This window comes from Desulfonatronum thiosulfatophilum (assembly GCF_900104215.1).
In the GTDB taxonomy this organism is placed as follows: Bacteria; Desulfobacterota; Desulfovibrionia; order Desulfovibrionales; family Desulfonatronaceae; genus Desulfonatronum; species Desulfonatronum thiosulfatophilum.
Genome location: NZ_FMXO01000006.1, coordinates 84908 through 103272 on the forward strand (window position 1 = coordinate 84908; position 18365 = coordinate 103272).

Here is an 18365-nt window from a genome sequence, read left to right on the forward strand (position 1 = left end):
CACCGGGGACTGATCCCTGTCACTAAATCAGAACTTGCTGGTGTGAGCTGGCTGGATCGCTAAAGTGATGCTCAACTGCTTTTCCCGTCGATCTGAACAAGCTTGGCGGGTTGTGGTACATCAGCCGCAAGCTGGGCGGCCAAGGCCGCTCCCCAGAGCCCGCTGTCCTCGTTGGTGTTCAAAAAGATCGGAATATCCCGCAGAAGTTCCCCGTAATTTGGATTATTGTGAAATTCACGCAGGAACTCCGGATGCTGGACCAGGATTGGATTTTTCGCGGCCACGCCTCCGGCAATGTACATTCCTCCCGTTGCCAGGACATTGAGGGCAAAATGGCGGCAGACACGGCCGTAGAATCGTGTAAACCACTGAAGAACCGGAGATTCGTCGTTCATGGCCGCTGCAGCCTGGTGCGGCAAAACCTTTTTTCCAAAATGGAAATGGTGCAGCAAGGCCAGTCCTTGTCCGGATACGATCACATCCGCATAGACATAATCCAATCCCAAGCGCTGCATCACAAATCGTTCATAGCTGCGTTCCTCATGATTGGTGAACGCAAACGCGGCATGTCCCGCTTCCGAAGGTAACGCGAGATAGCGTTCCTCCGTCAGAGGCACCAGCATGCCATGCCCCAAACCCGTTCCGGCTCCGATCACGCCCACCACGCCTTGATTGTCGGGGCGACCTTCGTTAATCGGCACTGCCTGATCCACTGCCCCGGTTTTGCACGCATACGCCTGAGCCGCGAAGTCGTTCAGGATGATCGTTGTTTTCGGCAAGCCTTGCAGATCCGTCCCTGGAATATCGATGTCCCAGGGAATGTTGGGCGGGTTGGCATAGATTCCGTGTTGAACGGCGCCCGGAACGGCCAGGGCTGCCGCCCGACAATCATTTATGAATGGTCCCAGGCGGCTCTGCTTGAGCAGGGATAGCAACTCGGCAAAAGATCCGGCCTGACGTGTGGGAATGCGAATCACGTCCGACTTTTCCAGAGTATGGTTATGATGACGGAATAGGGCGAAACGACTGTTGGTTCCGCCTATATCCGCCGCAAGGAAATACTGGGGGGAGTGCCGTGGCAAGGAATGTGGATTCAAAGTCATATCCGTGTTCGAAGTTGAAAAAAAAGATTCACAATTCGCGAGTATAGCGTGCAGCTTGTCGAAAAATACTCCTTTACGATAACGCACAGTGAGGGAGGAGACAACCGGATTGTCCCATTATTTGGTGACAGAGCAAAATAATACATTTTTATTTTGTTGCTTATGTCCGGGAAAGACATTCAAGTAAGATGGTTTGCTGAATAAGATGCTTGCCCTATCTTAACTCACGCTGTTAAAAGCGAGCGATTAGAATGCAATATTCAGATGAGTGGCCGTCGAATCAAATATCCTGATCGGATCCTCCGTCGTGAAGACAAGATATTCTGATGGGGGAATGTGTATGGAACAACTTTTTTTTGATTGGGGATGGGTATTCCGGCCTGAATTCCTGGTTGCAGGTGGGACGAGTTTTCTGCTTATTTTCGCGGCGGAAATGGGCGACAAGAGTCAACTGGTCTGTATGGTTCTCGCGGCAAGGCATCGGGCTTTGCCCGTTTTGGCCGGCAGTACGGCGGCTTTCGCGATTCTGAACGCTCTGGCGGTGATCTTCGGCGTGGCCATCGCCGGATGGATCCCGGAGACTGTTGTCTTCGGCATTGTCGCCCTGCTGTTCCTGGTCTTCGGCATCCAGGCGTTGCGGATTCAGGAAGATGTTCCTCAGGAATGCAAAGCCCCGCCGAGCAGCCAAAGCATTTTTCTGACAACCTTCATGCTCATCTTCATGGCAGAATTCGGAGACAAGACCCAACTGGCAGTGGTGGGGTTGAGCAGCACCAGCATCCCTCTTGCCGTCTGGGCAGGAGCCACCCTCGCCCTGATCACCACATCGGCCTTGGGTATCTGGGCCGGTTGCACGCTGTTGCAACGCATCCCCATCTCCCTGCTGCATCGGATCAGCGGGGTCTTTTTTATTGTGCTGGCCTTGTTTGCCGCATATCAAACATATCAGGCGCTGTAAGGTAGATTGACGCTGTCTGCTTCAATAATCAAAAGGACAAATCATGCACATTCACAAGCGGATATTGGTGACGGGCGGGGCTGGTTTTCTTGGGTCATGGCTGTGCGAGCGGCTTCTGGAGCGTGAATGCATGGTGATCTGTCTGGACAACTATTTCACGGGCACGCGCATGAACATCGAGCACCTGATGGACAACAAAAATTTCGAGATCATGCGCCATGACGTGACCTTTCCTCTTTTTGTCGAGGTGGACGAGATATACAATCTGGCTTGTCCGGCCTCGCCGATCCATTATCAGCACGATCCGGTGCAGACCACGAAGACCTCAGTCCACGGCGCCATCAACATGCTCGGTCTGGCGAAGCGCACCAGAGCCAAGATCATGCAGGCGTCAACTTCAGAAGTGTACGGCAATCCGGCTATTCATCCGCAGGAGGAGAGTTACTGGGGCAACGTGAATCCCATCGGTCCGCGTTCCTGCTACGACGAAGGCAAACGCTGCGCCGAGACCCTGTTTTTCGACTATCGCCGTCAGCATAATCTGCGGATCAAGGTGGCCAGGATTTTCAACACCTATGGCCCTCGGATGCACCCCAACGACGGCCGGGTCGTTTCCAACTTCATCGTCCAGGCTTTGCGCGGCGAACCCATCACCTTGTACGGCGACGGCTCCCAGACCCGATCGTTTTGCTATGTTGAGGACCTGATCGAGGGTTTTTTGCGACTAATGGACTCGCCGGACGATTTCACCGGTCCGGTTAATCTGGGTAATCCCGGTGAGTTCACCATTCGGGAGTTGGCGGAGAAAGTCGTTGCCATGACCAATTCTTCATCCGAAATTATCTTCAAGCCGCTGCCCAAGGACGATCCCGAACGCAGGCGTCCGGACATCACCTTGGCCAAGGAGCGTTTGGGATGGGAGCCGACCATCAAGCTGGAAGATGGTCTGGTCAAGACGATCGAATATTTCGAGCGTTTAATTCGCGAATTTGGCAATACCTGCAAAGGGATCTGATCACCACAGCGCGAATGGTCTCAGGGCGCTCCATCTCATCAAGAAAGGACCGGCTACCATGCAACAGCCCGTGCACGAACACGATACTCTGTATCTTTCCGCGCCTGTAAATGCGCTGGTTGAAGGCATTTACCGCCAGAACACCACTCTGGGCCAGCTCAGGGAGCATGGTGACTTTGGCTTGGGGACCTTCAACGACCTGGACGGAGAGTTGGTCCTGCTGGGAGGCTCAGCCTATCAGGTCACCGGAACCGGAGAGGTGCGCAGACCGGCGGATGACGTTTTGACCCCTTTTGCCTGCGTTTGCTTTTTCCGGGAACTGACCTTCGAAGATGTGGTTAGTGGGTTTGCCGACATGGCTGCCCTCATGTCCCTGCTTGAAAGGAGTTTTCCTTCGCCGAACATGATGTACGCGCTGCGGATCGACGGCGACTTCGAGTTCGTGCGCACCCGTTCGGTGCCCAGGCAGGATTATTATCGGCCCCTGGTGGAAGTGACAAAGGACCAGCCCGTCTTTGAGATGCACAGCTTGTCAGGCACCTTGGCCGGCTTCTACACGCCGCGGTTCATGGCCTCCATGAGCGTACCCGGTGTTCATCTTCACTTTATCTCCGAGGACCGCGCCTTCGGCGGCCATCTGCTCCAGTGCCGGGCCGTGCGCGCCCGGATCGGCATCCAGATTCTGCGCAGCCTGCGCATGGATCTGCCCGTGACCCTGGACTACATGACAGCGGACCTGCAGCGAGATACCGAAAAGGATCTGGAAATGGCGGAGAAGGAATAGCCGCCGACTATTTTTTTCTTGACTTCACACCGCCTCCTGGGGAAATAGGGGCGGTTCTTTTATAACCTGCACCGAAATTCGTACGGCGTTTCCATGGACTGCTCCCGGCGGACGGGAGTGACCATCGTTGATCATACCATTTATAAATTGTTTGGAGGATGCAGATGATGCGCAAGGTTTTGTGTTTGGTTGCCCTGGCAACGTTCCTGTGGTCCGGCGCTGCTTCGGCGGATGTTCTGGAGAATATCAAGTCCAAAGGATTCATCTCCTGCGGGGTGGCCGGTAAAGTGCCCGGCTTTTCCGCGCCTGACGAGAAAGGCGTCTGGAGAGGTCTTGATGTGGACTATTGTCGAGCTCTGGCCTCAGCCGTGTTCAATGATCCCGAGAAGGTCCGTTTCGTACCCCTGACCACATCGGAACGCTTCACCGCGGTACAGACCGGCGAAGTGGACGTGCTTTCACGGAACACCACTTGGACTTTTCAGCGGGACGTAGAACAAGGCATTGATTTTTCGGGTATCATCTTTTTCGACGGTCAGGGCTTCATGGTCAACAAGAATCTGGGCGTCTCCAGCGCCAAGGAGCTGAACGATGCCTCCATCTGCATCCAGATCGGAACCACCACGGAAATGAACGTCTCCGACTACTTCGCGACCCACGGCATGACCTACAAGCCCGTGGTCTTCGAAAGCGCGGACGAGGCCACAGTGATCTACGACTCAGGACGTTGCGATGTATACACCACGGATGCCTCCGGCCTGGCCGCCCGGCGGACCACCCTGTCCAACCCGGATGATCACATCATCCTGCCGGAAATTATTTCCAAGGAACCCCTGGGACCCTCAGTGCGTCAGGGAGATCCCCGTTGGAGCAAGATCGCCCGCTGGACCCTGTTTGCCCTGATCAATGCCGAGGAATTGGGCGTGAACTCCCAGAACGTGGATCAGATGCTGGAATCTCCCAATCCCAACATCAAGCGGTTGTTGGGACAGGAAGGGAATTTTGGCGAGCAGTTCGGGCTGACCAACGCCTGGGCCTATCAGATCATCAAGCATGTGGGCAATTACGGTGAGATCTTTGACCGCAACGTAGGTCCGAACACGGCCCTGAAGTTGAATCGCGTCCAGAATGATCTCTGGACCCGCGGTGGTCTGCTCTACGCTCCCCCGATTCGTTAATTCAATCCGTAATTCCCGATTTTTCCAGCCGCCTCGCTATGGTGAGGCGGCTGGTTCTCTTGGCAAGATCTTCGTTATTAAAAGAAATGAACACCGCGGAAGCCTTGGCGATAAAATCCCTTTGTCGCCGGGTTTCGCTTTTGAGACCCTTTAGAATCCATGTCCGTCCCTTCGCCTGATACGGCCCCCGGGAAATCCCGTACATCCCTGTTTGCCGCGCTTTCCGGACTTGCGAACAATCCCGCTTTTCGCTCCGCGCTGATCCAGTTGCTGGTCTTTGCCGTGGTGGTAGCCGGGCTGATCTGGCTGGTCTCCACCACGGCGGATAATCTGAAGCGAGCCGGAATTTCCTCGGGATTCGGCTTTCTCGATCAGACAGCAGGTTTCGAGATCAGTCAGACCCTGATCGAATACTCACGAGCCAGCACCTATGCCCGGGTCTTCTGGGTGGGCCTGTTGAATACCATGCTGGTTTCGGTGATCAGCATCGTGGCCTCCACCCTGATCGGCTTTCTGGTGGGCGTGCTCCGGTTGTCCTCCAACTGGCTGGTTTCGCGCCTGGCCGCGGCCTACATCGGATTGGTGCGGAACATTCCCCTGCTGCTGCAGATTCTGTTCTGGTACATCGCGATCCTGATGCCTCTGCCCGGGCCACGCTTGGCCTACAGTCTCTGGGACGTGTTTTTTCTCTGCAACCGGGGACTGATTCTGCCCCGACCTGAATTTCATCCCGGTGCCTGGCTGATTCTCACGTTTACTGTCTTGGCCGTGTTCTCGGTTATCGCCCTGGCGATCTGGGCCAGACGCCGCCAGCGCCTTACCGGCCGAATATTTCCAACTTTTCTCTCCTCGCTGGGACTGCTGATTGTCTTGCCCCTGCTGGGCACTGCCCTGGCCGGTTTTCCCGTGACCTGGGAGATCCCGGAACTGCGCGGCTTCAATTTCCAGGGCGGGGTGACCCTGCTTCCGGAACTGACAGCCCTGGTCCTGGCCCTGACTCTGTATACCGCGGGATTCATTGCCGAGAACGTCCGGGCCGGGATTCAGTCCGTGGACAGGGGGCAGGAAGAAGCCGCCGCGGCTCTTGGGTTGCGGCCCGGTCCGATCATGCGCCTGGTGATCATCCCCCAGGCCATGCGGGTGATCATTCCGCCATTGACCAGCCAGCATCTGACCCTGGTCAAGAACTCCTCCCTGGCCGTGGTCATCGGTTATCCGGACCTGATCTCGGTTTTTGCCGGTACCACGCTCAACCAGACCGGGCAGGCCGTCGAGATCATCGCCATGACCATGCTTTTCTATCTGACCGTGAGCCTGCTCATCTCCCTGTTCATGAACTGGTACAACAACCGGATGGCCCAGAAGGAGCGGTAGACCGTGTACGTGAAGACAACGCGCCATCCGGACCTGCCGCCGCCTCTGTCCGAAGTCGGGGTTCTGGGATGGATGCGCAAGAACCTTTTCTCGTCGTGGCTGAATTCGCTCATGACTTTGGCGGCCGCGGCCCTGCTTCTGGTTACCCTGCCCCCGCTGCTGAATTGGAGCTTGTTTTCAGCCAACTGGATCGGACAGACCCGCGACGCCTGCCTCCCGCCGCAGGGCAATCCGGATGGGGCCTGCTGGGTGTTCATCCGGGTGCGCTTCGATCTGCTGATGTACGGTTTTTATCCTATTGGCGAACGCTGGCGGGTGGATTTCACCCTGTTGCTGCTGATCGGCCTGGGTGGCCCGCTGATTCTGTCCACATTGCTTCCGTTCCGGAAACGGATCAACAAGATCCTGCTGCTTTTTCTGCCGCTTGGCATCGTGGGCTTCAGCCTGTTTTCCTACGGCATGTTCGCGGGCTTGGCCGCCGCGGCCCTGCTCATGGCTCCGGAAGTGTTGGGTCGGATTTTCAGAAAAAAAATCCTGCCGCCCACCATGGCGCCCCGGCTGCGCCAGACGCTTTTTATCGCCGTACCGCTCCTGGTCTGGTATCTAGCTGGCCAGGCCCTGGAAAGCATTGATCCGGGAGGGGCCGGTCCCCTGGCACTGATCGCCGGGGCCTTGATGTTTCTTTTTTTCGCCCTGTCCGGTCAATCCACCGTGACCTGGCGTTTCTACCTGCTTTTCACCATCTATCCCTGCGTGGCCTATATTCTCCTTCTGGGAGGCGGCGTGGGTCTGCCTCTGGTGGAGACGGACAGGTGGGGGGGCATGTTCCTGACCCTGGTCATCGCCGGAATCGGCATTGCCGTGTCCCTGCCCGTGGGCATTCTTCTGGCTTTAGGCCGGCGCAGCCAGATGCCGGTGATCAAGGCCCTTTGTGTCAGCTTTATCGAATTCGTGCGTGGCGTTCCGCTGATCTCGGTCCTGTTCATGGTTTCCGTGATGTTGCCCCTGACTCTGCCCCAGGGCGTGCATTTCGATAAACTGTTGCGCGCTCTGATCGGTGTGTCACTGTTCTATGCCGCCTACATGGCCGAAGTGGTGCGCGGCGGTTTGCAGGCCATCCCCAAGGGCCAGTATGAGGCGGCCGAAGCCCTGGGTCTAGGCTACTGGCAATCCATGCGCCTAGTGATTCTGCCCCAGGCCTTGCGCCTGGTCATTCCGGGCATCACCAACACCTTCCTGGGACTGCTCAAGGATACGACCCTGGTAGCGGTGATCAACCTGATGGACATCCTGGGCATTCTCAAGAGTGCCCTGGCGGACAGCAACTGGCTGGGCTACACCAAGGAGGCCTATGTCTTCGCCGGCGTGGCCTTCTGGATTCTCTGCTTCAGTCTGTCACGCTATTCCCAGCATCTGGAAAAACTGCTCCGGCCCGGCAGATCGTGACGAACTCTTGAAAAGCAACCATGATCACTTGAGCATAGTCCAGGAGACGCGGACTGAGCCTCTCCAGACATGGAAAGCAGTTATTGTCGACAAGGAATTGAAACATGAAGGAACAGATACAAGACGACGCCATGATCCGGATCGAGGGGCTGCACAAATGGTTCGGCGCCTTTCATGCCCTCAAGGACATTGATCTGGACGTAGCCCGGGGCGAGCGGGTGGTGATCTGCGGGCCCTCGGGCTCGGGCAAATCCACTTTAATCCGCTGCATCAACCGGCTGGAGATCCACCAGCGCGGCCGGATCCTGGTGGACGGGATCGAACTGACCGACGACCTGAAACGCATTGACCGGGTGCGGCGGGAAGTGGGCATGCTCTTCCAGAACTTCAATTTGTTTCCGCACCTGACCATCATGGAAAATTGCACCATGGCCCCGATCTGGGTGCGGCGCATGCCGTTGGAGGAAGCCCGCAAGCAGGCAATGCACTTCCTGGAGCGGGTGCGCATTCCCGAACAGGCGGACAAGTATCCGGTGCAGCTTTCCGGCGGCCAGCAACAGCGCGCGGCCATTGCCCGCTGCCTGTGCATGAGCCCGAAGATCATGCTCTTCGACGAACCCACCAGCGCCCTTGATCCGGAAATGATCAAGGAGGTTTTGGACGTCATGGTGGATCTGGCCAAATCAGGAATGACCATGCTCTGCGTGACCCATGAAATGGGGTTTGCCCGCGAAGTTGCCGACAGGGTCGTATTCATGGACGGCGGCGAGATCATCGAGGCCAATGCCCCGGATGATTTTTTCAGAAATCCGCGGTCGGACCGGGCCAAGCTCTTTCTTTCCCAGATCCTTTCGCATTAAGGGCGGAAAGAAAATTAAGCTGAAGAAAGACCAGCTGGCAGGATCAGAATCTTATCCGTTGAAAATGCAGGCGGCGCCGATCACGGCCAATACGGCTCCCATCCAAGCGAGTCCAGAAGGGCGTTGTTTCGTTGCTACCCAGAGGATAGGCAGAATGAGAATCGGCGAGGTCGCGGAGAGAGTGGAAACCACCCCGGCCGTACCCCTGGCCAGGGCGGCCAGGAGAAAGGTCATGCCCAGAGCCATGCCCACCAGTCCGCTGAGCGCGGTTAGTCCGGCCACCCTGGGCGTGAGCCTGGTTGGGGCATGGAACATGGCCTGGGGCAGCAGGGTCGTGGCGGTAAGGGCCAGAGCCGCCGTTCCCACGCGCAGGGCCGACGCGGCCACCGGGTCCACGCCGGAAGCCAGAACGGGCTTGGCAATAATCGTGGAGACAGCCTGGCACAGAGCGGCTCCCAGACCGATGAGCACGCCTACGATCAACCTCCCTCGAACCTCTTCGAAAGCATGGCGATGCACCGCCCCGGTTCCGTGGTAGATTGCCATGACCACCCCGGTCATCACCAGTGCGCATCCGGTCAGGGTGAGCAGGGACATGCGTTCGCCGAGAATGATTATTCCCAGCAGAGCGGTCATGGGAGCATTGGTGGCGAACAATATTCCGGAGCGCCGCGGGCCCAGGCGGCGCAGGGCCGCGAAGAGCGCCGTGTCGCCCATGAAAATGCCCACCATGGCCGAGATCACCAGCACGGAGGAATGCTCCACGGTCAGGCTCCACCAGCCGCCCGTGACCAGGGCGGCCAGGGCGAGCATCACGAAGACCATGGACATACGTAGGCGATTGAAGGGCAATGCGCCCAGTTCCCGGGCCGGAACCAGCGCAATCAGTCCTCCGAAGGACCAGCACAGGGCAGCGCACAACGCCAGAATTTCAGCAGGTATCATAATCGCAATCCATCATGATCATTATTTTTCCAAAATTACTCTCGTCCGAAATCGCAATCGTAATCAACAATCGTAATCGAAGATCTGATCAATCAACCCATATTCCAACCACATATCCAACAATTCCAAAACCCATGATCAAGAAATGACCGGGCTACCTACGCCCAAGTACACCAACCGTCAACGAACAAACATGAGGAAGTAATGCGGATCGGCATACCCAAGGAAATCAAGCCCCAGGAAGGAAGGATAGCCCTGCTGCCCCGGCAGGTAGAGCGTCTTGTGCAGGCAGGACATAGAGTGTTCGTGGAATCCGGCGCCGGTCGGATATCGCGGAGTGAAGACCGGGAATACGAGCAGGCCGGAGCCGCGATTCTGTCGGGACCGGCAGAGGTCTTCGCGGCGGCGGAACTGATCGTCAAGGTCAAGGAAATCCTGCCTCCGGAATATCCCTTGCTGCGCGGGGAGCACATCATTTTAACCAACATCCATGCAGCCATGAATCGGGAACAGTTGGACACCTTTCTTCAGGTCGGGCTGACCGCGATTTCAGCGGAGAACACCCACCGGTTCGGCTCCCCCAACTGCGTTCTGGCCGGAGAAGTGGGCGCGTTGGAGGCCGTTCGGCTGTGTCTGGCTTGCTACGGCGGCACGGGCAGGCACTTCATGGGCCATTTCGGCGAATCAGCCCTCAAGGTGCTGGTGCTGGGTCTGGGCAACGTGGGCCGGGGAGCGGTGCGCACGCTGCTGGGATTGGGGGCAACCGTGATTGGATTGGATGTGTTTGAGGGAGCGCGCAAGGCCGCGGCTCTGGACTGGCATGACCGGAGGATGATCGTCGGCGAGATAGATGAATTGTCGAATTACCTTGAGGATGTCGATGCCGTGGTCAACTGCGTGCTCTGGCCCAAGGAGCGCACTGACCACCTGATCCCGCGCGAAATGTTGGGCCGGTTCAAGCCCGGCGCCGTGATCGTGGACATCTCCTGCGACCAGGGCGGCGCCGTTGAAACCTGCCGCCCCACATCCTGGGCCGAGCCGGTCTACGAGGTGGACGGCGTGCGCCACTTCTGCGTGGACAACATTCCCGGCGCGGTGCCGGTCACGGCCTCGGCCGGTTACGGCGAAGCCCTGATGGACAAGATCCTGGCCATCGCCGCCAAGGGCGTGGTCCAGGCTTGCAAGGACGATCCCTGGCTCGCCCGCGGCCTGACCTGCGCCGGCGGCACGCTGCTGCTTGAAGAGGCCGCCCGGTATCAGAAGCGGGAGTTTACGACAGTGCAGGAATGGTTGGAATCGAGGTAGGAATTCTCACAGGCCTGCACAGAAGGCCTGCGAGAAACAGAACGCAATGTAATACTTGGTTGTATTGTGACTTCACACGCCACTCACCAGGGCGCATGCGAGTGCGCCCTGGTGAGCGGAGATGTTGTGTCCGGCGATCAGGCAATGGTCACGGTGGAATCGAGATAGACGTCTTGGATGGTGTTCAGCAATTTTGCGCCTTCTTCCATGGGACGCTGGAAGGCTTTGCGTCCGGAGATCAGGCCGGAGCCGCCGGCGCGTTTGTTGATCACCGCGGTGACGGCGGCCTCGACGAAGTCGTTCTCAGCGGATGCGCCGCCGCTGTTGATCAGTCCGGCCCGGCCCATGTAGCAGTTGGCCACCTGGTAGCGGCACAGGTCGATGGGATGATCCGAGGCCAATTCAGAGTAGATGCGTTCGTCGAACTTGCCGTAGCTGGAATCGCCCATGTTCAGGGCCTTGTAGCCGCCATTGGTTTTCGGCAGCTTCTGCTTGATGATGTCCGCCTGAATGGTCACGCCGAGATGGTTGGCCTGTCCGGTCAAATCCGCGGCGGCATGGTAGTCCTTGTCCTTCTTGAAGGCCGAATTGCGCAGATAGCACCACAAGATGGTGACCATGCCCAGTTCATGGGCTCGGGCAAAGGCTTCGGCGATCTCGATGATCTGGGTGTCGCTCTCCTCGGAACCGAAGTAGATGGTCGCCCCCACGGCGGCGGCACCCATATCGTAGGCCTGCTCCACGGTGCCGTAGAGAATCTGGTTGTACCGGTTGGGCACGGTCAGCAGTTCGTTGTGGTTGATCTTTACGATGAAGGGGATCTTATGTGCGTATTTCCGGGACATGACGCCGAGCACGCCGAAGGTGGAAGCCACGCCGTTGCAGCCGCCTTCCATGGCCAGCTTGATGATGTTCTCCGGATCGAAATAAATCGGGTTTTTTGCGAAGCTCGCCCCGCCGGCATGCTCGATGCCTTGGTCCACTGGCAGGATGGAAAGGTAGCCCGTGCCGCCAAGCCGTCCATGGTTGAAGAGCCAAGCCAAGTTTCCCAGCACACGATTGTTGCGGTTGGATAAGGCATAGACCCGGTCCACGAAATCCGGTCCGGGAAGATGCAACAGATCCTTGGAAATTTTCGGCGAGTTGAACGCCAGCAGGTTTTCAGCCCGTTCTCCCAACAATTCTTCGACATTACATCCCATAATTTTCTCCTCCATCAGGTCTTTTAAGATCGGCCTGCGCAGCACACTATAGACCGACCATGGTTTGAGACATCAGACAAGCCATCCTGATACATAATCACCTGCTTAACGAAATCCACCCCTCGACGGCCCCCACGAATGAAATCCCGCTGAAGAAGTGTGAGATGCGGATGGAATGCATTGCGCGTGCCACGTAAATGGTGCGGTCCTGGGCGGACGGCTAGCTTTCCCCGCTAACCCGCAATCCGTCGGAGTTGTTCGAAGTCGCTGAATCCTTGCAGAACCTTCTGGATTCCGTCCTGCATCAGAGTTCGCATCCCCTGTGACATGGCCTGGGTGCGAAGTGCCTGGGCAGTGGCGTTGCTTGAGACCATGGAGCGGATTTCCTCCGTGCCCACCAGCAGTTCATGGACGCCCATGCGGCCCTTGTAGCCGCTGTCGCCGCAGGCCTTGCAACCGTAGGCCCGGTAGAGGATCAAGGGCTCGGCCGTGAGGGGCAGCTCATGGAGGCAGTCTTCGCCGTAATGTCGGCGAATGAACCGAATTTCTTCCTCCGAAGCCTGGTAGGGAATCTTGCATTTGCCGCACAGGGTGCGCAGCAGTCGCTGGGCGAGCACGCCGAGCAGGGCATCGGCAAAGCTGACCGGCTCCACGCCGAGATCCAGGAGTCGGACAAGGGTTTCCGGGGCCGAGTTGGTGTGCAGGGTGGAGAAGACAAGGTGGCCGGTCAGAGAGGCCTCGATCCCAATCTGGGCTGTTTCCGAGTCGCGCATCTCGCCGATCATGATCACGTCCGGATCAGCTCGCAGAAAGGAACGCAGGGCCGAGGCAAAAGTCAGTCCGATCTTGGAATGGACCTGGACCTGCTGCAAGCCGGGCTGCGTGATTTCCACCGGGTCCTCGGCGGTCCAGATCTTGCGGTCCGGCTGGTTGATATGGCCGAGCACGGCGTGCAGGGTTGTGGTTTTCCCGGAACCCGTCGGCCCCACCACCAGAAAAATGCCGTGGGGCCGGGCGACGATGTCCAGAATCCGCTCGTGATTCGTTGATGACAGAGAGAGACGGTTCAGAGGCATGGCTTCGCTCGCGGAAAGCAGGCGCAGCACAGCGGATTCCCCATGCACCGTGGGCAGTGTCACGACCCGCAGTTCCAGCGGCTTGCCACCCAGACGGACCAGGCATTTTCCGTCCTGAGGCTTGCGGCGTTCCGCGATATCAAGTCCGGACATGACCTTGATCCGGGCTATGACCGCACGGACGTGGCTGGCCGGAATTTTCAAGGTCTGGTGGCACAGGCCGTCGACTCGGTATCGAACCTGGGCAGCCGCATTGGCACCCTCGGGTTCGATGTGAATGTCCGATGCATTCTGGCGATGCGCCTCTTGAATCAGCTTTTTGACCAGGATGATCACGGTTGCCGTATTTTCGCTCAAGGCGTCTTCAAGGTGATCCTCGCGTTCCAGTTCGCCGCCTTCCTCTTCCAGGCGGTCCACGAGATCGGAGATGCCTGCTTCGGAGGATTTGTCCAGGTCATGACGGAGATAGCGCTGAATGTCCTCGGGCAGGCCGATCCGCATAATGTAGCGATCCGCCGGGATGATTTTTTGGATTTCCTGAATTCTTTGACTGTCCGTGGGATCGTCGATGAGAATCACCACCTCCTGGTGATCCCCGGAAAGGGGCAGCCAGTTGTTGTTGCGCAAGTACTGCTCCGAAACTCCGTCCACAAGATGCAGCGCCGGCATGATTTCGGGATCGTAGGCCATGTACGGCACCTGGTGGAATTGTTCCAGCGAGTACCCGACTTCCTCGGGCCGCAGGCCGGCATCCGAGACCAGCAAGTGAGTGAGAGAAACCTGTTCCGCGGCGGCTCGTTTTTGCAGTTCCGAGAGCCGTTCCCGGGAAATCCGATTTTTCAGGATGAGATAATCGTATGGTCCGTTGGTTCCATGAAACTCGTAGGAGAACTGCCGGCCAATGATCATCCCGATTTTCTGGGCGTTGCGCAGATCCACTTCACTGAACACCGTCCCACTGGTGCAGTTCAAAAGCTGCAGCACGCCAAGGCCGACATTTTTGTGATGAATGGGAACAACCACCATGGATCTGCTCCGAAAGCCGGTTTGGCGGTCAAAACCCGCATTGAAGCGCAGGCAGGGATGAATCGCTTGAAGCTCTCCGGAATCGTACACGTCCCTGATCAGCAGGGTAGCATGGTTCAAGGCGACATATCCGGCTATGGAGGCCGGCGAGAGAGGAAGGCGGATTTCCTTGATTTCGTTGCCGGACTTGAACTTGGAAACAATTTCCTGCTCGTTGCGCAGGCGTTGATAGATGGTCAGCCGTTCAGCCCGCAACAACCTGAGCAGGTCCTGCTCAATAATGGGCAGGATATCCTGGAAGCTGTCCTGGGTGGAAATGCGTTGGACAATTGAATTGAACAGGGCTTGATAATCGCATGAAGCATGTCCGTGGCTTGCGTCCGTTCCAGTCATATTAACATCCTTCGTAAGACGGAGGAGAGGGTATCCGGGTTTGCGTTGATGGATTTATGGCGAACAGACAGTGCATTCACAGCCTCGCAATCGCAATCGCAATCGATATCGAATCGAAAAATAGATTATGAGACTATTGCTATCGATTGGGATATCGATTGCGTAATTACAATTACGATTACGATTACAATTACGATTACGATTACGATTACGATTACGATATTGATGAATTGCGAGTTCGATTCGGTTCCTCGCAACAATGCCAAGTTGAACCAGATAAATCTTTTTGATCACCGGCATGCCGAAATAAAAATCCCACCTCCGGAAGATTTCGAAGGTGGGATCAATTATGCATTCCGTCCGGCGGGCGCGGTTCAGGAAGCGGGTAGCGGAATTATTTTTTCAGCCACGCCATCATGCCTCGCAGGCGCTCTCCGACTTCCTCGATGGGATGCTCTTCCACCTGGCGGCGCAGAGCGTAGAAGCTGGGCCTTCCGGCCTGATTTTCCAGGATCCATTCCCGAGCGAAATGGCCCTGCTGGATCTCTTCCAGGACGCGCTTCATTTCCTGCTTCACCCGTCCGTCCACCAGGCGCGGGCCGCGGGTCAGGTCCCCGTATTCGGCGGTGTCACTGATGGAGTGGTGCATCTTCTTGAATCCGCCTTCGTAGAGCAGGTCCACGATCAGCTTCAGTTCGTGCATGCACTCGAAGTACGCCACTTCGGGCTGATATCCGGCCTCGATCAGGGTTTCGTAACCGGCCCGGATCAGCGCGCTGACGCCGCCGCAGAGCACGGCCTGTTCACCGAACAGGTCCGTTTCGGTTTCTTCCTGGAAGGTGGTCTGCAGAACGCCGGAACGGGTCGAACCGATACCGCGGGCATAGGCCAACGCCGTGGCCAGGGCCTGTCCGGAAGCGTCCTGGTGCACGGCGATCAGGGCCGGCACGCCTCCGCCGCGCTCATATTCCCGGCGCACCAGATGCCCCGGGCCCTTGGGAGCGACCATGACCACGTCCACGTCCTTGGGAGGCAGGATCTGATTGAAATGAATATTGAAGCCATGGGCGAAAACAAGGGTTTTGCCCGCCTTGAGATGGGGCAGGACTTCCTCGTTGTAGACCTTGGGCTGGTACTGGTCCTGAACCAGAATCTGGATCACGTCCGCGGCTTTTGCCGCATCCGCCGCGCTCATGGGCTCGAAGCCGTGTTCCTTGGCCAACTGCCAGTTTTCGCCGCCGGCTCGCTGGCCGATCACGACATTGCAGCCGGAATCCCGCAGATTCTGGGCGTGGGCATGGCCCTGGCTGCCGTAGCCGATGATGGCCACGGTTTTCCCGGCCAATGGCTCCAGAGGGGCATCCTGTTCATAAAATACGCGCATTCCTACTCCTTTTCATGCTCAAAATACGTGCTGATGTAAGACGGTTTCGGACGCAAGAGAGATGCGCCCGTCTGCTCTGCAGGTTTCGTAGTCATCCTTGGGGTAATTATCAAGAACCGCTGATCACTCCATCTGCATGCTGCGGCGCATGGCCACTGTGCCCGTGCGGGCAAATTCCTTGATGCCGAAGCGCTGAAGCAGGCTCACGATGGCCTTGATCTTGCCCTGGTCGCCGGTGATTTCCAGGGTCAGCTCGTTGCTGCTCACGTCCACGACCTTGCACCGGAAGATGTCAGCGATGCGAAGGATTTCGGCCCGGCGATCGTCCTCCGCGTTGACCTTGATCAAAACCATTTCCCGTTCAACAGACTGGAGGTGGGTCAGGTCCACCACTTTGACCACGGTGACGAGCTTGCGCAGTTGTTTGGTGATCTGCTCGATGATCTGCTCGTCGCCCGACGTGGTGATGGTCATCAGGGAAATGCCGTCCTCTAAGGTAGGGCCGACATTGAGGGTTTCAATGTTGAACCCCCGGCCGCTGAACAAGCCGACAACCCGGGAGAGCACTCCGGGCTCGTTTTCCACAAGTACCGACAGCACATGACGCATCAGAGGCCTCCTTTACACCAGCAGCATGTCGGTCAGCGCAGCGCCGGCCGGGACCATGGGATAGACGTTTTCTTCGGGTTCCACGACCACGTCCACGATGACCGGACCGGATACCGCAAAAGCTTCCCGGAGCACGCTTTCAACGTCCGCCGCTCTGGTCACCCTGAATCCCCTTGCTCCGTAGGCTTCGGCCAGCTTCACGAAGTCCGGGTTGATATGCATGCACGTGGAGCAGTAGTTCTTGGCATAGAACAGTTCCTGCCATTGCCGGACCATCCCCAGGTATCCGTTGTTCAGGATGACGATTTTCACCGGGATGTTGTAGCTCACCGCGGTGGCCATTTCCTGGATGTTCATCTGGATTGAGCCGTCGCCCGCAATGTCGATCACCAGCTTGTCCGGGAAGGCCACCTGGGCGCCGATGGCGGCGGGAAAGCCGTAACCCATGGTTCCCAGGCCGCCGGAGGTGAGGAAGGTTCGCGGACGATGGAACCTGGAGAACTGGGCCGCCCACATCTGGTTCTGCCCTACTTCCGTGGTAATGATCGCTTCGCCCTTGGTCAGCTCATAAATTTTTTCAACGACAAATTGCGGTTTGATGGGTTCTTCACTGAAAGTGTAGCGTAGGGGATGATTCTGCCGCCATTCCTGGAGCTGATTCAACCAGGGCTCATGCACAGCGGCCCAGTCGGGGCATTCCGCGCAGATTTCCAGTTCCTCGCGGATGGCGCGCAGAGCGTGCAGGCAGTCCGCCACGATGGGGATGTCCACGTTGACGTTCTTGCGGATGGATGTGGGATCCACGTCAATATGCACCACCTGGGCTGAAGGGGCGAAGGAACTGATCTTTCCGGTCACCCGGTCGTCGAAGCGCGCTCCAACCGCCAGAAGCAGATCCGTGTGTCCCACGGCCATGTTCGCGGCATATGTGCCGTGCATCCCGAGCATGCCCAGCCACAGGGGGTCGTCGCCAGGAAAGGCGCCCAGGCCCATCAGGGTGGAGGTGACCGGAATGTGCAGGTTCCGGCACAGCCAGGTCAGTTCCTCGGAGGCGTCCGAGGAGATGACCCCGCCGCCGGAGTAGACCAGCGGGCGCTTGCTGTTGCGCAGAAGCTCCGTGGCCTTGCGCACCTGCCGGCGGTTCGGTGCGAGGTTGGGATTGTAGCTGCGCATGCTGATGGTTTCAGGATATTCATATGTGCATTTGGCCTGGAGAACATCCTTGGGCAGGTCAACGAGCACCGGTCCGGGACGTCCGGTCCGGGCAAGATAGAAGGCCTGTTTGATGATCCAGGCCAGGTCCTTCACTTCCTTAACCAGGTAGTTGTGTTTCACGCACGGTCTTGAAATGCCGACGATATCAACTTCCTGGAACGCATCGTTGCCGATCAAGGGTGTCGGGACCTGGCCCGTGATAATAACGACGGGGATGGAATCCATATAGGCGGTGGCGATCCCGGTAACCGTGTTCGTCGCCCCCGGTCCGCTCGTTACCAGACATACTCCGACGTTGCCCGTTGCCCGCGCATATCCGTCCGCGGCATGAATGGCCCCTTGCTCGTGGCGGACCAGAAAATGTCGCAACTTCGGATATTCGGGCAGGTGATGGTAGATGTCGATGACAGCTCCGCCGGGAAATCCGAATACGGCGTCCACCTTTTCATGAAGCAGGCACTCCAGCAGGATTTGCGCCCCCGTCCTTTCCAT

At 57.6% G+C, this 18365-nt stretch carries 15 protein-coding genes; 8 read left to right on the forward strand and 7 right to left on the reverse strand.

Translation table 11 applies throughout. The features are described 5' to 3' along the window. Window positions 1-71: 71 nt before the first annotated feature. Complete coding sequence (locus BLP93_RS06250; protein ID WP_092118706.1) at window positions 72-1103, reverse strand: glucokinase; 1032 nt, start codon at window positions 1101-1103, stop codon at window positions 72-74. Window positions 1104-1443: 340 nt separating this feature from the next. Here BLP93_RS06250 and BLP93_RS06255 point away from each other — a divergent pair, with 340 nt between their 5' ends. The 7 genes from BLP93_RS06255 (at window position 1444) to BLP93_RS06285 (ending at window position 8718) form a co-directional block, all read left to right on the forward strand. Continuing rightward, entirely contained in the window at window positions 1444-2061 is a 618-nt protein-coding gene (locus BLP93_RS06255; protein WP_208596579.1) for a TMEM165/GDT1 family protein, read from the forward strand. 43 nt (window positions 2062-2104) lie between these two features. Continuing rightward, the gene (locus BLP93_RS06260) at window positions 2105-3076 is read left to right on the forward strand and encodes a UDP-glucuronic acid decarboxylase family protein (RefSeq protein WP_092118709.1); all 972 of its coding nucleotides are present in this window, start codon (window positions 2105-2107) and stop codon (window positions 3074-3076) included. Window positions 3077-3134: 58 nt separating this feature from the next. After that, window positions 3135-3860: an acetolactate decarboxylase gene (gene budA, locus BLP93_RS06265; RefSeq protein WP_092118712.1), complete on the forward strand. Its 726-nt coding sequence runs from the start codon at window positions 3135-3137 to the stop codon at window positions 3858-3860. A gap of 164 nt (window positions 3861-4024) precedes the next feature. Beyond that, window positions 4025-5038, forward strand: coding sequence for an amino acid ABC transporter substrate-binding protein (locus tag BLP93_RS06270; RefSeq protein WP_092118715.1), 1014 nt, complete (start codon window positions 4025-4027; stop codon window positions 5036-5038). 159 nt (window positions 5039-5197) lie between these two features. After that, a complete protein-coding gene (locus tag BLP93_RS06275) occupies window positions 5198-6412 on the forward strand; it encodes an amino acid ABC transporter permease (protein WP_092118718.1) in 1215 nt (404 codons plus the stop codon). 9 nt (window positions 6413-6421) lie between these two features. Then, a complete protein-coding gene (locus BLP93_RS06280; protein ID WP_208596581.1) occupies window positions 6422-7858 on the forward strand; it encodes an amino acid ABC transporter permease in 1437 nt (478 codons plus the stop codon). 131 nt (window positions 7859-7989) lie between these two features. Continuing rightward, the gene (locus tag BLP93_RS06285; protein WP_139162939.1) at window positions 7990-8718 is read left to right on the forward strand and encodes an amino acid ABC transporter ATP-binding protein; all 729 of its coding nucleotides are present in this window, start codon (window positions 7990-7992) and stop codon (window positions 8716-8718) included. A 51-nt stretch (window positions 8719-8769) separates the two neighbouring features. On the opposite strand, the gene BLP93_RS06290 is transcribed toward BLP93_RS06285, so the two are convergent. Beyond that, window positions 8770-9663, reverse strand: coding sequence for a DMT family transporter (locus BLP93_RS06290; protein WP_092118724.1), 894 nt, complete (start codon window positions 9661-9663; stop codon window positions 8770-8772). A 204-nt stretch (window positions 9664-9867) separates the two neighbouring features. Here BLP93_RS06290 and BLP93_RS06295 point away from each other — a divergent pair, with 204 nt between their 5' ends. Continuing rightward, complete coding sequence (locus BLP93_RS06295) at window positions 9868-10968, forward strand: alanine dehydrogenase (RefSeq protein ID WP_092118727.1); 1101 nt, start codon at window positions 9868-9870, stop codon at window positions 10966-10968. Window positions 10969-11105: 137 nt separating this feature from the next. Here BLP93_RS06295 and BLP93_RS06300 read toward each other — a convergent pair whose 3' ends face one another. From BLP93_RS06300 to ilvB, 5 genes are all read right to left on the reverse strand, one after another. Beyond that, window positions 11106-12170 (reverse strand): class I fructose-bisphosphate aldolase, encoded by a 1065-nt coding sequence (locus BLP93_RS06300; protein WP_092118730.1) that lies wholly within the window; start codon window positions 12168-12170, stop codon window positions 11106-11108. 233 nt (window positions 12171-12403) lie between these two features. Then, entirely contained in the window at window positions 12404-14665 is a 2262-nt protein-coding gene (locus BLP93_RS06305; protein ID WP_092118732.1) for a GspE/PulE family protein, read from the reverse strand. A gap of 394 nt (window positions 14666-15059) precedes the next feature. Further along, entirely contained in the window at window positions 15060-16049 is a 990-nt protein-coding gene (gene ilvC, locus BLP93_RS06310) for a ketol-acid reductoisomerase (RefSeq protein ID WP_092118735.1), read from the reverse strand. A gap of 123 nt (window positions 16050-16172) precedes the next feature. Further along, a complete protein-coding gene (gene ilvN, locus BLP93_RS06315) occupies window positions 16173-16658 on the reverse strand; it encodes an acetolactate synthase small subunit (protein ID WP_092118738.1) in 486 nt (161 codons plus the stop codon). A 12-nt stretch (window positions 16659-16670) separates the two neighbouring features. Then, the gene (ilvB, locus tag BLP93_RS06320; protein ID WP_092118741.1) at window positions 16671-18365 is read right to left on the reverse strand and encodes a biosynthetic-type acetolactate synthase large subunit; all 1695 of its coding nucleotides are present in this window, start codon (window positions 18363-18365) and stop codon (window positions 16671-16673) included.

Excerpts from the sequence above, each read along its gene's own strand:
- BLP93_RS06250 (WP_092118706.1), bottom strand. The coding sequence starts at position 1,103 with ATGACTTTGAATCCACATTCCTTGCCACGGCACTCCCCCCAGTATTTC.
- ilvB (WP_092118741.1), bottom strand. The coding sequence starts at position 18,365 with ATGGAAAGGACGGGGGCGCAAATCCTGCTGGAGTGCCTGCTTCATGAA.
- ilvC (WP_092118735.1), bottom strand. The coding sequence starts at position 16,049 with ATGCGCGTATTTTATGAACAGGATGCCCCTCTGGAGCCATTGGCCGGG.
- ilvN (WP_092118738.1), bottom strand. The coding sequence starts at position 16,658 with ATGCGTCATGTGCTGTCGGTACTTGTGGAAAACGAGCCCGGAGTGCTC.
- BLP93_RS06305 (WP_092118732.1), bottom strand. The coding sequence starts at position 14,665 with ATGACTGGAACGGACGCAAGCCACGGACATGCTTCATGCGATTATCAA.
- BLP93_RS06275 (WP_092118718.1), top strand. The coding sequence starts at position 5,198 with ATGTCCGTCCCTTCGCCTGATACGGCCCCCGGGAAATCCCGTACATCC.
- BLP93_RS06270 (WP_092118715.1), top strand. The coding sequence starts at position 4,025 with ATGATGCGCAAGGTTTTGTGTTTGGTTGCCCTGGCAACGTTCCTGTGG.
- BLP93_RS06290 (WP_092118724.1), bottom strand. The coding sequence starts at position 9,663 with ATGATACCTGCTGAAATTCTGGCGTTGTGCGCTGCCCTGTGCTGGTCC.
- BLP93_RS06285 (WP_139162939.1), top strand. The coding sequence starts at position 7,990 with ATGATCCGGATCGAGGGGCTGCACAAATGGTTCGGCGCCTTTCATGCC.
- BLP93_RS06260 (WP_092118709.1), top strand. The coding sequence starts at position 2,105 with ATGCACATTCACAAGCGGATATTGGTGACGGGCGGGGCTGGTTTTCTT.
- BLP93_RS06295 (WP_092118727.1), top strand. The coding sequence starts at position 9,868 with ATGCGGATCGGCATACCCAAGGAAATCAAGCCCCAGGAAGGAAGGATA.
- BLP93_RS06300 (WP_092118730.1), bottom strand. The coding sequence starts at position 12,170 with ATGGGATGTAATGTCGAAGAATTGTTGGGAGAACGGGCTGAAAACCTG.
- budA (WP_092118712.1), top strand. The coding sequence starts at position 3,135 with ATGCAACAGCCCGTGCACGAACACGATACTCTGTATCTTTCCGCGCCT.
- BLP93_RS06255 (WP_208596579.1), top strand. The coding sequence starts at position 1,444 with ATGGAACAACTTTTTTTTGATTGGGGATGGGTATTCCGGCCTGAATTC.